The sequence below is a fragment of the Streptomyces sp. NPDC002809 genome, assembly GCF_040295435.1.
Lineage (GTDB): Bacteria > Actinomycetota > Actinomycetes > Streptomycetales > Streptomycetaceae > Streptomyces.
The window spans coordinates 154,407-167,424 of the sequence record NZ_JBEOVJ010000002.1 but is presented as its reverse complement, the minus strand read 5'-3'; the positions used below and the strand labels follow the sequence as shown (position 1 = coordinate 167,424).

12 protein-coding genes and 1 tRNA gene are annotated in these 13,018 nt (G+C 72.2%); 5 read left to right on the top strand and 8 right to left on the bottom strand.

Going from position 1 to position 13,018, the window contains the following annotated elements; translation table 11 throughout:
- Positions 1-80: 80 nt before the first annotated feature.
- Positions 81-758, bottom strand: a complete 678-nt coding sequence (locus ABT025_RS02035) for a winged helix-turn-helix transcriptional regulator (RefSeq protein WP_350988756.1) — start codon at positions 756-758, stop codon at positions 81-83.
- An 88-nt stretch (positions 759-846) separates the two neighbouring features.
- Between ABT025_RS02035 and ABT025_RS02030 the strand changes: the two genes are divergently transcribed.
- Complete coding sequence (locus tag ABT025_RS02030; RefSeq protein ID WP_350988754.1) at positions 847-2,058, top strand: pyridoxal phosphate-dependent aminotransferase; 1,212 nt, start codon at positions 847-849, stop codon at positions 2,056-2,058.
- Between the two features lie 30 nt (positions 2,059-2,088).
- On the top strand, positions 2,089-2,706 hold the full coding sequence (locus tag ABT025_RS02025) for a cysteine peptidase family C39 domain-containing protein (RefSeq protein WP_350988752.1): 618 nt from the start codon (positions 2,089-2,091) through the stop codon (positions 2,704-2,706).
- A 317-nt stretch (positions 2,707-3,023) separates the two neighbouring features.
- On the opposite strand, the gene ABT025_RS02020 is transcribed toward ABT025_RS02025, so the two are convergent.
- Together ABT025_RS02020 and ABT025_RS02015 are read right to left on the bottom strand one after the other, a co-directional pair.
- Positions 3,024-3,110 (bottom strand) — tRNA-OTHER (locus ABT025_RS02020).
- A 38-nt stretch (positions 3,111-3,148) separates the two neighbouring features.
- Positions 3,149-3,880, bottom strand: a complete 732-nt coding sequence (locus ABT025_RS02015) for a DUF7873 family protein (RefSeq protein WP_350988747.1) — start codon at positions 3,878-3,880, stop codon at positions 3,149-3,151.
- Positions 3,881-4,084: 204 nt separating this feature from the next.
- Between ABT025_RS02015 and ABT025_RS02010 the strand changes: the two genes are divergently transcribed.
- Both ABT025_RS02010 and ABT025_RS02005 read left to right on the top strand, forming a co-directional pair.
- Positions 4,085-4,636, top strand: coding sequence for a DUF3574 domain-containing protein (locus tag ABT025_RS02010; RefSeq protein ID WP_502971876.1), 552 nt, complete (start codon positions 4,085-4,087; stop codon positions 4,634-4,636).
- Between the two features lie 131 nt (positions 4,637-4,767).
- The gene (locus tag ABT025_RS02005; protein ID WP_350988745.1) at positions 4,768-5,076 is read left to right on the top strand and encodes a hypothetical protein; all 309 of its coding nucleotides are present in this window, start codon (positions 4,768-4,770) and stop codon (positions 5,074-5,076) included.
- A gap of 13 nt (positions 5,077-5,089) precedes the next feature.
- Here the strand turns inward: ABT025_RS02005 and ABT025_RS02000 are convergent, their stop codons facing one another.
- From ABT025_RS02000 to ABT025_RS01990, 3 genes are all read right to left on the bottom strand, one after another.
- Positions 5,090-6,412, bottom strand: a complete 1,323-nt coding sequence (locus ABT025_RS02000) for an SWIM zinc finger family protein (RefSeq protein WP_350988743.1) — start codon at positions 6,410-6,412, stop codon at positions 5,090-5,092.
- Positions 6,409-9,402 (bottom strand): SCO1167/SCO6262 family helicase, encoded by a 2,994-nt coding sequence (locus ABT025_RS01995; protein WP_350988739.1) that lies wholly within the window; start codon positions 9,400-9,402, stop codon positions 6,409-6,411. The genes ABT025_RS02000 and ABT025_RS01995 overlap by 4 nt, the downstream gene beginning before the upstream one ends.
- A gap of 443 nt (positions 9,403-9,845) precedes the next feature.
- The gene (locus ABT025_RS01990; RefSeq protein WP_350988737.1) at positions 9,846-10,946 is read right to left on the bottom strand and encodes a slipin family protein; all 1,101 of its coding nucleotides are present in this window, start codon (positions 10,944-10,946) and stop codon (positions 9,846-9,848) included.
- A gap of 253 nt (positions 10,947-11,199) precedes the next feature.
- Between ABT025_RS01990 and ABT025_RS01985 the strand changes: the two genes are divergently transcribed.
- Positions 11,200-11,547, top strand: a complete 348-nt coding sequence (locus ABT025_RS01985) for a hypothetical protein (protein ID WP_350988735.1) — start codon at positions 11,200-11,202, stop codon at positions 11,545-11,547.
- 111 nt (positions 11,548-11,658) lie between these two features.
- Here the strand turns inward: ABT025_RS01985 and ABT025_RS01980 are convergent, their stop codons facing one another.
- Entirely contained in the window at positions 11,659-12,162 is a 504-nt protein-coding gene (locus ABT025_RS01980) for a DoxX family protein (protein ID WP_350988733.1), read from the bottom strand.
- A gap of 147 nt (positions 12,163-12,309) precedes the next feature.
- Positions 12,310-13,005, bottom strand: coding sequence for a class I SAM-dependent methyltransferase (locus tag ABT025_RS01975; RefSeq protein WP_350988731.1), 696 nt, complete (start codon positions 13,003-13,005; stop codon positions 12,310-12,312).
- Positions 13,006-13,018 lie beyond the last annotated feature (13 nt).

Sequence of the window (13,018 nt, the reverse complement as noted above, 5' to 3'; positions counted from 1 at the left end):
CTGCATCGGTGTCCCTGACATCCCAAATGCCCCGACGCTACCCAGAAGTTGACCGATCGAATCACGCCACCACGCGCTCGTCACGCACCGCGCAACTCCGCGGCCAGCGGCCCGTCACCGGTCACCTCGATCCGCCCGTCCTTCACGGCCTCGGCGAAGGTCAGCTCACCGCGTCCCAGGCTGAGACAGAGCTCGGAATCAAGGGCGATGCGCACATCGGCACGCCCGGCGGGCCCGTCGCCGTAGGCCGGTTCACCCACCGTCGGCTTACCCGTACGGACATGGAACTCGCCCTCGTCGAGGCTCACATCGACCACCCCGCCGGCGACCGCTCCCCCGAAGCCGTCCAGTGCGCGCAGCAGCGGAAGGGCGAACCAGTGCGCCCGGACCGCGTCCGTCGGCCGCCTCTCCACCAGCGCGGGCGCCCCCCACTCGGCGAGCGCAGCGAGGACGGGCAGCAGTCCCTGTCCGCGCTCGGTGAGTTCGTACACCGACGCGGCTGCGGGCGGGGGCAGCTTGCGACGGGTGACAAGCCCGCCCTGCTCCATGTCCTTCAGCCGCGATGCCAGGACGTCCGTACTGACTCCGGGCAGGTCGGCATGCAGATCGGTGTAGCGGCGGGGGCCGGCCAGCAGTTCACGGACGATCAGCAGACTCCACCGGTCACCGACGGCGTCCAGAGCCCGGGCGCTGGCACAGAACTGGTCGTAACTCCGACGGCGGACCGGGCGGGTTGCGGGCTGTTGCTGACGTGGCATGCGACGCAGTCTAGACATGTTGTTGGACTTTCCAAGCCCAAGCTTGGTAAAACCAAGTATCGCAATCGGGTCGGGGAGGCAGCACCGCATGGAATTCCGCCAGTCCAGCAAGCTCAACGAGGTCTGTTACGAGATCCGGGGCCCCGTCATCGAGCACGCCAACGCCCTTGAGGAGGCCGGGCACAGCGTGCTCCGCCTCAACACGGGAAACCCGGCGCTCTTCGGGTTCGAGGCGCCGGAGGAGATCGTCCAGGACATGATCCGGATGCTCCCGCAGGCCCACGGCTACACGGATTCGCGCGGCATCCTGTCCGCCCGCCGTGCCGTCGCGCAGCGCTACCAGGCGATGGGGCTGACGGAGGTCGGCGTCGACGACATCTTCCTCGGCAACGGTGTCTCCGAGCTGATCTCGATGGCGGTGCAGGGGCTGCTGGAGGACGGCGACGAGGTGCTCATCCCGTCCCCCGACTACCCGCTGTGGACCGCGGTGACGACGCTGGCCGGCGGGAAGGCCGTGCACTACGTGTGCGACGAGGCCTCGGACTGGAACCCGGACCTCACGGACATGGCCTCGAAGATCACCGACCGCACCCGGGCCGTCGTGATCATCAACCCGAACAATCCGACGGGCGCCGTCTACCCGCGCGAGGTCCTCGAAGGCATCCTCGGCCTGGCCCGCAGGCACGGCCTGATGGTGTTCGCCGACGAGATCTACGACCAGATCCTGTACGACGACGCCGAGCACCACAGCGTGGCGGTCCTCGCCCCCGACCTGGTCTGCCTCACCTTCAGCGGGCTCTCGAAGACGTACCGCGTGGCCGGGTTCCGCTCGGGCTGGATGGTGGTGTCGGGTCCCAGGCAGCACGCCCGCAGCTACCTGGAGGGGCTGACCATGCTCGCCTCCATGCGGCTGTGCCCCAATGCCCCGGCGCAGTACGCGATCCAGGCCGCCCTCGGTGGCCGCCAGTCGATCCGGGAGCTCGTGGTGCCCGGGGGCAGGCTGTACGAGCAGCGCAACCGCGCCTGGGAGAAGCTGAACGAGATCCCCGGCGTGTCCTGCGTGAAGCCGAAGGGCGCCCTGTACGCCTTCCCGCGCATCGATCCGAAGGTGCACCCGATCGTCGACGACGAGAAGTTCGTCCTGGACCTGCTTCTGCGGGAGAAGATCCAGGTCGTGCAGGGAACCGGTTTCAACTGGCCGCGGCCCGACCACTTCCGGATCCTGACCCTCCCGTACGCTGACGATCTTGACGCGGCGATCAGCCGCATCGGCCGCTTCCTGACCGGATACCGGCAGTGACCGGACGCCGGAGATGAACGGAGCCCGATCGTGAGCTGCCCCACCTGCCGGGTCCCCGTGCACACCCAGTTCGTCTCGTTCGACCTCGTCGGGCCGATCGTCGAGGGCGGTCTGGACCCGGCCTCCGACCCCGCCTGGGCGGACTCGGGCGCGAAGTCGCCCGCGGAGTACGCGCGCTGGGCAGGCCATCTGTGCGGCGTGACCTGTCTGCGCATGGCGCTGGGCACCGACGCCCCGTCGCTGTTCGCGCTGCGGGACGGAGCGCTGGAGTACGGCGCGTACACCGAGGACGGCGACGGCGGGATCCGGGGACTGGTCTACGCCCCGTTCGCCACGTACGTACGCGAGAAGCACGGCCTGGAAGCGACGGTCCACCGCCGGCTCGCAACGGCGGAGATCCTGGACCTGCTGGACGAGGGCCGGTCCGTCATGGCGTCGGTGCACTACGCGATCCGCCATCCGGGGCGGCCCGCGCCGGGGCGCGGTGGCCACCTGGTGCTCCTGACGTCCCGCACGGCCGACGGGACGGGCGTGCACTTCCACAACCCGTCCGGCACGACCGCCGAGACCCGGACCGCGGAGCTGCAGCCGGCCGACTTCGAGCGCTTCTTCGCCGGGCGCGGGATGTCGCTGCGCGCGACGGGATGACGTGCGGGGCCCGGAACGGGAGCGGACCCGAGGGCGTAGCCGGCCCCCGGGCCCTGTGATTGCCGCCTGTACGGCACGCCGACACTTTTAAGGGTCCCGTGTCAGTCTGATGTCGCCGCGTCCTGCCTTTAGACGACCGCGGACCGAAGCTCCGCGGGCCGGAGTCGAACCGGCATCTCGACGCGCACGGGCACGGGCCCGGTCGATTCGGCGATAGGCGGCGCATGCTGAGTCTGGAGCAATAGTCTGAGATTGATCGCGGCCTGCCTCTGCCAGTTGGGCCACCCCGGCCCGCATCCGTACGGGAGGTACGGAAGTGCCGGGGGGAGGACTCGAACCTCCACCTGAACCGCGTCGTCACGACAAACTTCAGTGTCAGCTTTGCGCTCCTCGCGCACCCCGGCCGCGTCGACCGCCGCCGGGGATTCCATGGTCGGTCACCTCATCCGAAGAGGTAACCGAAGACCGCATCACCCACCCGCTGGTCCGTGACGTCCACGCCGTTGGCCTCCTCGCGGGCGAACTTGACGGCCTGCTGGAGCTTCTCCACCCGGTCGAGCAGTTCGTTGATCCGCCGCGCGGGCAGCGCCCCGGAGAACTTCACGGTCGTCCAGTAGCCGATCGGGATGTCCTCGTAGTACACCTCGACCTGCGCCGGGTGCTTCTCGGTGGCCTCCGCCTTCACGTGGTTGCGGGGTACCTTCTTCGTCCGCAGGGTCCGCACCGGCTCGGTCTTCCAGGAGTCCGTCGACGGGTCCTGTGCCCACGCCTCGGAGGCGTCGAGCACCGGGAGCTTGCGGACGAAGGTGTTGATGTCCGTGAGCTGCTTCTCCAGGAAGAGGAGATACGACACCGGCACGCCGCTCACGAGGACGCGTCCGTCGACCGAGACGTCGGCGCGGGCCCCGCAGTTCGCCCAGTCCTTCGTGGCGGTCACGTCGAAGAGCCGGGTGAGGGTCGCGGCGGTCTCCCGCAGCACGTCCTCGGCCTTGACCTGCACCAGGGTCGACTCGGGCGGCAACTGCTCGCCCTCCTCGTCCTTCGGCTGGTAGGTCCGGGAGATCCCGGCCAGCAGACCGGCCTTCTGGAGGCCGTGATGCGCCGCCGTCAGGTCCTGGTGAGCCTTGGACTTGACGCCCTTCTCCACTGCGATGATCTGATTGAGTTTCGCCACGTGCAGGAACCTAGCAACAGCAACACGGGCCGCACCAGCGGTTTTTGCCGCACTGCGGTGCACCCGGTGGGTCTGCTGCGCCCGCGCGTTCGGGTGGTTTCCGTACGACGCCCATGTCCCGCCGCCGACCGGCGGGAGCGGCTTGCCACAGTGGGCCCCAGGCGTCCCGCGCCTCTCCCGCACCTGGAACGAAGGGCCTTCCCCATGTCTCGCCTTCCCCGCTTCACCGGCGCGATGAACCCGGCCGTCCCGGGCTCCCCCGATGTCTCCCCGGGCTCCCGGAACCGGCCGCGGCGCCGGGCCGCACTCGCAGCGGCCACGGCCGGCCTCGCGGTCCTGGCCGTGGGCACACCGGTCGCGTACGCCACGCTGGGCGCAAGCTCCCCCTCGGACCCCAGGCCGGCCACGGCGGCAGCGGTGCGCGGCAAGGACTACGTCGAGACGCGGCTGTTCTTCGGCACCGAACGCCCCGACGGCGGCCAGGATGTGACCGACCGGCAGTTCCTGGACTTCGTCGACGCGGAAGTCACTCCGCGCTTCCCGAACGGGCTGACCATCCAGGACGGCCGAGGCCAGTGGCGGGACTCCAACGGGGTCATCGAGCGGGAGCGCAGCTACGAACTGACCCTGCTCTACCCGGCGTCCGAGGCCCGCGTGCGCGACCCGCAGATCGAGCGGATCCGCAACGCGTACGAGAAGGCGTACGCCCAGGACTCGGTGGCTCGACTGGAGGAGCGCACGACGGCGGATTTCTGATCCCGGACGGCGGAAGCCGTGCTGCCCGCCCGACGCGGTGATGCCCGCCCTACGCAGACCCTGAGCCGTCGGGTACTGTTCCGCGGCCGGGTGCCGGGGCACCGGACGTCGACCAGCAGGGAGCACGCCAGATGGGCACGCCCGTACGTCACTTCACCGCGACGACCGAGCAGGGGCAGGTCTTCACGGTCAACCTGGAGCGGGACTTCCGGTACGACCCGTACCGCGACTTCCTCGTCTGCACGCACTGCGACTGGTCGCCGTCGCTCCTGACGACGCGGCGGATCATCGACATGGCCGGCGAGCACCTGGAGTCCGTCCACGGCGCCGGCCGGGGGCTGGTACAGGAGGACAACGAGTCGTTCCGCAAAGCGCGGCTCATCATGCTGCCTGTCGTCGCCGTGCTGTTGATCGGTCTGCTGATCTTCCTGAACAACTGACCCGCCGGCCGGGTCAGCCGCCGCTGAGCTCCAGGAGCGCGCCCACCGGGTCCGAGTCCGGGGCGGCCCTGGGCCACCACTCGTCCTCGCCGGGGTCGGACTCGTAGCCGTACCACCGGCCGTCGTGGCCGAAGCGGAGCTGGAGCGTGCCGCCGGGGTGGGTGAGGTGGTTGCGCCACGGCTGGAAGCGCGGGAAGCCGGCCGCCGCGAGGGCCGGGCGGGCACGGTCGAACGGGCCGGCCGGCGGGTCCCACGGTGTCTCCAGGACGGCGAGCCCCTCGGGTCCGCCCTGGCGCCAGGCGGCCACCGCCCGGGCCAGATCGGTGGTGTTGCGGCCGGTCGCGGATGCCAGTTCGCGGTAGAGGGCGCGGGTGGTGGCGGTGAGTCCGGCCGTGGGGCGGGCCGCGGCCAGCCGGACCGCGTCCTGCCAGGCGGTGAGCCCGGCCAGCGGGTCGTTGCCGGTGGCCAGCAGCGCGTGGGCGCGGGCGGCCGCGTCGGTGGCGAGCTGGTCGAGGGCGAGCGGGTCCCTGGCGCCGGGGAACTCCGGGTACGAGGGCGGCTGGCCCGGTTGCCGTTCCACCGGGAAGGGGGCGGGCAGTGGCGGCAGGAAGCGGTCGGCGAACGCCTCGCGCGCCGGTACGGACGGTGCGGCGGGCGCCGCGGGCCGCTCCCGCGCGGAGTGTGCGGCGTTGCGGCGGCCCAGGTCCTCCAGGAGTTCGCGCTCGCCCCGGCCGCGGAGCAGCAGGAGGACGAACGGGTCGGTGTCCAGGAGGCGGCCCATCTGGTAGCAGAGCGCGGCCACGTGCTTGCACGGCCAGCCGTGGTCGGGGCAGGAACAGCCGGGGTCGAGGTCGTTCGCCGCGGGGAGCAGGGTGACGCCGGCGGCGGCGGCCGTGTCGGCGAGGGAGTGCGGCATCTCCTTGGCGAGCAGGGTGGCGAGATGGCCGGGGCGGGCGGCGACCGCGTCGAGGAAGGTGTCCCAGTCGGCGTCGGTGAGTGTGCGCAGCCGGAGCTCCGCGCGGTAGGGGCGGGGGCGGCTGCCGTGCACATAGGCGACGACGCGTCCCGGGGTGACGGTGACCGCGGCGACGTTCCCGCTGTCCGCGTACGCGCGTCCGCGGGCGAGCCGCGGCGCGTCCATCGAGAGGTCCTCCAGCGCCGTCACCCAGGCCCGGCCCCACCAGCTGTCCGCGAACGGCTCGTCGTCGCCGGACGTGCGCGCCGGCACGGCCTCGAAGGTCCGCCGCAGGTCGTCGGGGCCCGGGCGGGACCGGGCGGCGGGCCGCGGATCGGGGCGGCGGGCGGCCGACGCCCCGGAGCCGGGACGGGGGCTCATGACGGCCTCCGGAGCGAGACGAGGTCGGCCAGGTCGCGGTCGCTGAGCTCGGTCAACGCGGTCTCCCCGGTGCCGAGCACTGCGTCGGCCAGCGCCCGCTTGGCCAGCAGCATCTCGCCGATCCGGTCCTCGACGGTGCCCTCCGCGATCAGCCGGTGCACCTGGACCGGCTGGGTCTGCCCGATGCGGTAGGCGCGGTCCGTGGCCTGCTCCTCGACGGCCGGGTTCCACCAGCGGTCGTAGTGGATGACATGGGCGGCCCGGGTGAGGTTCAGTCCGGTGCCTGCGGCCTTGAGGGAGAGCAGGAAGACCGGCACCTCGCCGGACTGGAAGCGGTCCACCATCCGTTCCCGCTCGGGCACCGGCGTACCGCCGTGCAGGAGCTGCGAGGGGATCGCGCGCGAGGTGAGATGCGCGGAGAGCAGCCTGGCCATCGTCACGTACTGGGTGAAGATGAGCACCGAGCCGTCCTCGGCGAGGATCGTGTCGAGGAGTTCGTCGAGCAGGGCGAGCTTCCCGGAACGGCCGGCGAGGCGGGTCGGCTCCTCCTTCAGGTACTGCGCGGGGTGGTTGCAGATCTGCTTGAGGGAGGCCAGCAGCTTCATGATCAGGCCGCGCCGGGCGATGCCCTCCGAGGCCTCGATGTACGCCATGGTCTCGCGCACCGTGGCCTCGTAGAGCGTGGCCTGTTCGCGGGTGAGGAAGACGGGGTGGTCGGTCTCCGTCTTGGGCGGCAGCTCGGGTGCGATGCCGGGGTCCGACTTCTTGCGGCGCAGCAGGAAGGGCCGGACCAGCCGGGAGAGCCTCTCCACCGCCTCGTCGTTGGCGATCCCGGCAGCGGTGCCGGTGTTCTCCACGATGCGGGCGTGGCGGGCCCGGAACGCCTTGAGGGGGCCGAGCAGCCCGGGGGTGGTCCAGTCGAGCAGCGCCCAGAGCTCGGAGAGGTTGTTCTCGACGGGGGTGCCGGTCAGGGCGACCCGGGCCGGCGACGGGATGGTGCGCAGCGCCTTCGCCGTGGAGGAGTGCGGGTTCTTCACGTGCTGTGCCTCGTCAGCTACGACCAGTCCCCAGCTGTGGGCGGCCAGTTCGGCCGCGCTGGAGCGCATCGTGCCGTAGGTGGTGAGGACGAATCCGCCGTCGGGCTCGGCGAGGGTGCGGTCGGCGCCGTGGAACCGCCGGACGGGGACGCCGGGCGCGAAGCGGTTGATCTCCCGGTGCCAGTTGCCCAGCAGCGAGGCGGGGCAGATCACCAGGGTGGGCGCGGGGTGGGCGCGGTGCAGGTGGAGTGCGATGAGGGTGATCGTCTTGCCCAGGCCCATGTCGTCGGCGAGGCAGCCGCCGAGACCCAGCGACGTCATCCGGTCCAGCCAGGCCAGGCCGCGCAGCTGGTAGTCGCGGAGGGTGGCGTCGAGGCCGGGTGGCGGCGCGATGAGGGTGTCGTCCTCGACGATGCGGGCGCGCAGCGCTGCCAGCGCGCCGACCGGCACGGCCTCGACCTGCTCGCCGTCCACCTCGGCGCTGCCGGTCAGGGCGACGGCCAGCGCGTCCACCGGGTCGAGCAGCCCCAGCTCCCGTTTGCGCGCCTTGCGTACGAGAGCGGGGTCGACGACGACCCATTGGTCGCGCAGCCGCACCACGGGCCGGTGCGCTTCGGCGAGCACGTCCATTTCTGCCTCGGTCAGCTTCTGATCGCCCAGCGAGAGCTGCCAGTTGAACGCGAAGAGCTGTTCGGCGTCGAAGAAGGAGGTGCCGTCGGTGGCTGAGCCGGGGGCCGGCCGTACGACCGCCTCGGCGGTGAGGGAGCGGGCGAGCTCCCGGGGCCAGTGGACGCTCACCCCGGCGGCCGACAGCCGTGCCCCGCCGGCGCCCAGCAGCTCCTGCAACTCGTCCTCGGTGAGGGCCAGTACGTCGGGGACGGGCTGGTCCAGCAGCCGTTCCAGCGGGGCCCATACGCGGGCGGCGCGGCGCAGGGCGAGCACGGCGTCGATCCGGGAGCGCGGGCCGAAGGGCTCGCCCGCCGTGCCGTTCCACAGGGCGGCCGCGTCGACGACGTAGGTGGGGTCGGCGAGGCTGTGCACCTGGGTGATGGCGGCGCCGGCATGCCGCGCGGCGGCCGGAGTGCGGCCGCCGGTCGCGTCGTCGGCCGTACCGGCCCTGTCATCGGCGCCGGTCGTGTCGAAGAGCTCGTACGCGGACAGGTCCAGGCGAAGCGACACCCTTACGCCCGCGTCCAGTCCGGCCGCGACCTCCACCGCCCACTCCCGGGCGCCGGGCAGGTGCCTGGCCTCCCGGGCCGCGAACGGCGCCCCCATGGCGAAGGCGGCCGCGGGGGTCCGGGGCAGGGTGTCGGCCACGGCGTCGAGGAAGGAGCCGATGAGCGGCTCGGGGTCGGGGACCTGGAGGGGCGTGCGGTCCGGGAAGGGGATCGCGTAGCCCTCGGCGGGCATGGCCGCGGCGACGGCACGCAGGTGGGCGATGTCCGCGGCGTCACGCGGTCCGGCCCGCCAGGCGTCGTGGTCGTCGGCCGTCAACCCGGGAAGCATCCGGCCGCGGGACACCAGGTGCAGCGCGTGCAGGGTGGCGGCACCCCAGCAACGGGTGGCGGGGTGGGCGGACCGCTGGTGGCGGGCACGGGCCAGCAGGGGCACGGCCTCGGCCACCGGGAGCAGCAGGGCCGGCACGGTGCTCCGGCGGACGTCCCCCTGCTCGCCGTGGTGCCGGACGACCGTGATCTCGGAGGTCCGCACGCCCGAGCCGTCCGCCTCGGCGGGTCCGGCGGTGCCTGCCGGGCCCGCGGCGCCGGGCCCCCACAGGTCGCCCGGCTCGGGCAGCGGGTGCCCTTCCGGGTCCCAGAACGCGATACGCCCCTCTCGCGGGAGCGCGGCGGGCAGGAAGACCGCGGCACAGCGCAGCAGGCGGCCGACGGCCGCGTCCTGCGGCGGCGGTGCGATGGCCACCGGCTCCTCCCCTTCCCGTCCGGGCCCGCTCATGGGCCCTTGTGTTCTCACGTCCCCGGTCTTCCTGCCTGGTCAGCCCGGCAGGACGGAAACCCTCTGACTCGCGAGTCTAGGCGGGGGCACTGACAGCGGACCGGCCGCCGCCGTGCCCGCAGCTCGTACGGGGTCGGGCAGCGACCGGAGAATCGTGACCGGGGCAATGGCCGGCAGGCGGTCGGGCCGGCCCATGGCGAGCGGTGGAGCGGTGCCCGGCGAGTGACCGGGTCCGCGCCCGGCGCGTGGCCGCCGAGTGGGCGCCCATCGCGTGGCCGCCGAGTCGGTTCCCGGCACGTGACCGGGCCTGCGCCCGTCGCGTGACCCGGGCTGCGCCCCAGCAGGCGGTCGGGTCGCTGTCCGGCAAGCGACCGGCTCCGCCTGGCAGGCGGGAGGGTCGGTGCCTGGCGAGCGGCCGGGTCAGTGCCTGGCGCGTGACGGGGTCAGTGCCTGGCGAGCGGCTTCGAGCCGGTGGGACGGGGCCTCCCGGAAGCCGGGGCCGACTTCGTCGGCGCGGCGGGGCGCAGGCGCCCGGGGCCCGGGGCCGGCGGCTCGGAGGGGGCGGGCGGGGCGGGCTCCGCCGGCCCGCTCGACGCCTCCGGTCCACGGTCGCCGGGGTGCTGGTCCGGTGCACGGTCCACGGACTGCGGCACCGGCTGGTCGGGGTCGGCCTGTTGCTGCTGCTGAACAAGCTGCTGGGCCGAATGCTGCTGAGCGGGCTGCTTCTGAGCGGGCTGTTGCTGTTGTTGCTGCTGCTGCGCGATCTGCTGCTGTTGCTGCGCCGGCTGCTGGGCCCGTTCCAGGAAACGGAGCAGCTCCACCGGGAACGGCAGCACCAGGGTGGAGTTCTTCTCCGCCGCCACCGCCACCACGGTCTGCAGCAGCCTCAGCTGCAACGCGGCAGGCTGGGAGGACATCTCCGATGCCGCCTCGGCCAGCTTCTTGGACGCCTGGAGTTCCGCGTCCGCGTTGATGACACGGGCGCGCCGCTCACGGTCGGCCTCCGCCTGGCGGGCCATGGAGCGTTTCATCGTCTCCGGCAGCGAGACATCCTTGATCTCGACCCGGTCGATCTGCACACCCCACCCGACCGCGGGGCTGTCGATCATCAGCTCCAGGCCCTGGTTGAGCTTCTCCCTGTTGGAGAGCAGATCGTCCAGATCGCTCTTGCCGATGATCGAACGCAACGACGTCTGCGCCATCTGCGAGACGGCGAACCGGTAGTCCTCCACCTCCACGACCGCACTCGCCGCGTCGACCACCTTGAAGTAGATGACCGCGTCCACGCGCACGGTGACGTTGTCCCGGGTGATCCCGTCCTGCGCCGGCACGGGCATGGTCACGATCTGCATGTTGACCTTGCGCAACCGCTCGACGCCGGGCAGCACCATGGTGAATCCGGGCCCGCGTATGTCGTTGCGGAGCCGGCCGAGTCTGAGCACCACGCCCCGTTCGTACTGCTTGACGACCCGGGCGGCCGCCGCCGTGTACACGGCACCCGCCGATACTGCCGCAACCACTGCGATCAAGAGCTCCTGGACCATGACGGCCCCCTGCCATCCGGAAGTACCGGAACATCTACCTCACGCCACAATCAGCGCTATTACCACGTTATGCCCCCTTTGAACAGCGGGCGAACCCCGGCCCGTCCTCCCGTCCCCCGCCCGGCCGCATCCCGGATGCCGCGCCCGCCGTGAGCGGGCAGGGTGACCAGCGTCAGCACGTCCCCCGTGGCGTACGGGGTGGCGTGACGGAGTGCGTACGGATGAGCCGGACGAGACAGACGAGGACCCGCCCATGCCCGTGATCGACCATCGACGCCGCCGTCTCGGCATCGCCGCCGGGACCGCGCTCCTGACCCTCACCGTCGCAGGCTGTTCGGGCCTCGGCCGGACCGCTGTGGGTCCGGTCATCTACACCACCGAACGGGACGCCGTGGTCCTGGTGAACAGTCCCTCCGTGAAGGGATGCCACCGGCTCGCACCCGCGGGCGCCAACGAAGTCGTCAACGACACCCTGATCGACATCATCCTGTACCGCACGAGGGACTGCACCGGCCCGGGAACGACGTATCTCGCGACCACGCTCTCCGACGTCAACGCGGCCAGCGCGCTGCCCTGGCGCAGCTTCAGCACCGTCCACTGACCCGCCCCGCCGGGCCCTCAGGTCCGCCGGGCCCTCAGGCCCGCCGGCCCCTGAGGTCCCCCGGGCCCGGCCGCCGCGGGAGCCCGGCGCCACCGGGTGCCCGCACCCGCCTCAGGCGCCGCGGCGGACGTGAGCGATCAGTGCGGCCGTTCCGGCCCGGCGGTCCCGGGCGATCAGGACCATCACCACGATGAGCACCGCGGGCATGACCGCGTTCGGCGGGTCGAGCAGTGCCAGCTGGACGATCGACGCCCCTGCCAGCAGTCCGCAGAAGGCGATGGCCGCCACCCCGGCGAGGACCGGGACCAGCAGCGCGATCGCCCCGGCCGTCTCCAGCCCGCCGATGGCGTACATCGCACCGTGGCTCCAGCCCATCCGGCCGAAGGACTCGACGGCGGACTCATGGGCGATCAGTTTGGCGATCCCGCTGAAGCCCAGGAAGAGGGCGAGGACGTACCGCGCCGCACTCAGCGCGACGGCGCCCCGGCCACGGGTGCCGGCGGCGGCAGTGGCAGCGGCAGGGCGGGAAGCGGCGCCTGCGGCGGCAGCAGGGGAAGCAGGGGAAGCAGGGGCGGAGGCGGCGGGCGTGGCTGCGGACGTCGTGACATCGGACATGGCGGTCTCCTCGGGGAAGCGGTGCGCGGTGTCGCTCACACAAGGTCAGACCGGCTCCCGGACGACAACTCATCGCTCCGCCGCCCGCTGATTCACCCCGCCGCCGCTGACTCGCTCCGCCGCCCGCTGATCCGCCCCGCCTCCCGGTTACCCGGCCACGGCCCGCACCCAGACGCCATCGTCCGTGAGATAGCGGTCCACCCGCAGCCCTGCCGCCTCCAGATGGCCCTCGAACTGCTCCTTCGACAGCGGCCGCGCGAGGAACGTCTGCGACCACCGCGCGTCGTCGAAGTCGTACTCGGCGCGCACCGAATGCACCCCGTCCCCGACCGGTTCCGAGGAGACGATCCGGGTCGTGTACCCGGCCGGATGGACGCGCTCGCGCGGCAGTTCCGTGTGGTAGCCCTCTCCCTCGCGCTGGATGAGCACCACTCCGCCGTCGCGCACGTATCTCCGGCAGGTCCGCAACAGCCCGTCCCGCACCCGGTGGTCGCCCGCATGCACCAGGAAGGACGCGAGCATGACCACGTCGAAGGTCTCGTCACCGAGGTCCAGGGACTCGATGGGGCTCTGCACCGTCCGTGCGCCGCGCACCTTTTCCAGCATCTGCGCCGACTCGTCCACCGCCGTGACGTCGAAGCCGCGGTCGACCAGCGGGTGCGTCACCCGGCCCGCTCCGCAGCCCAGTTCGAGAATGCCCGATCCGGCGGGTACGGACGCGGCGATGACGTCCGGTTCGTCACCGACGGCGAGGCGGGTGTACAGCTCGACCGCGCACCCGTCCGGGGTGATCGCGCCGGGACCCGTCCCGGAATATCCCTCACGTACCACTCGTCCACTCATACCCGGCGAACGA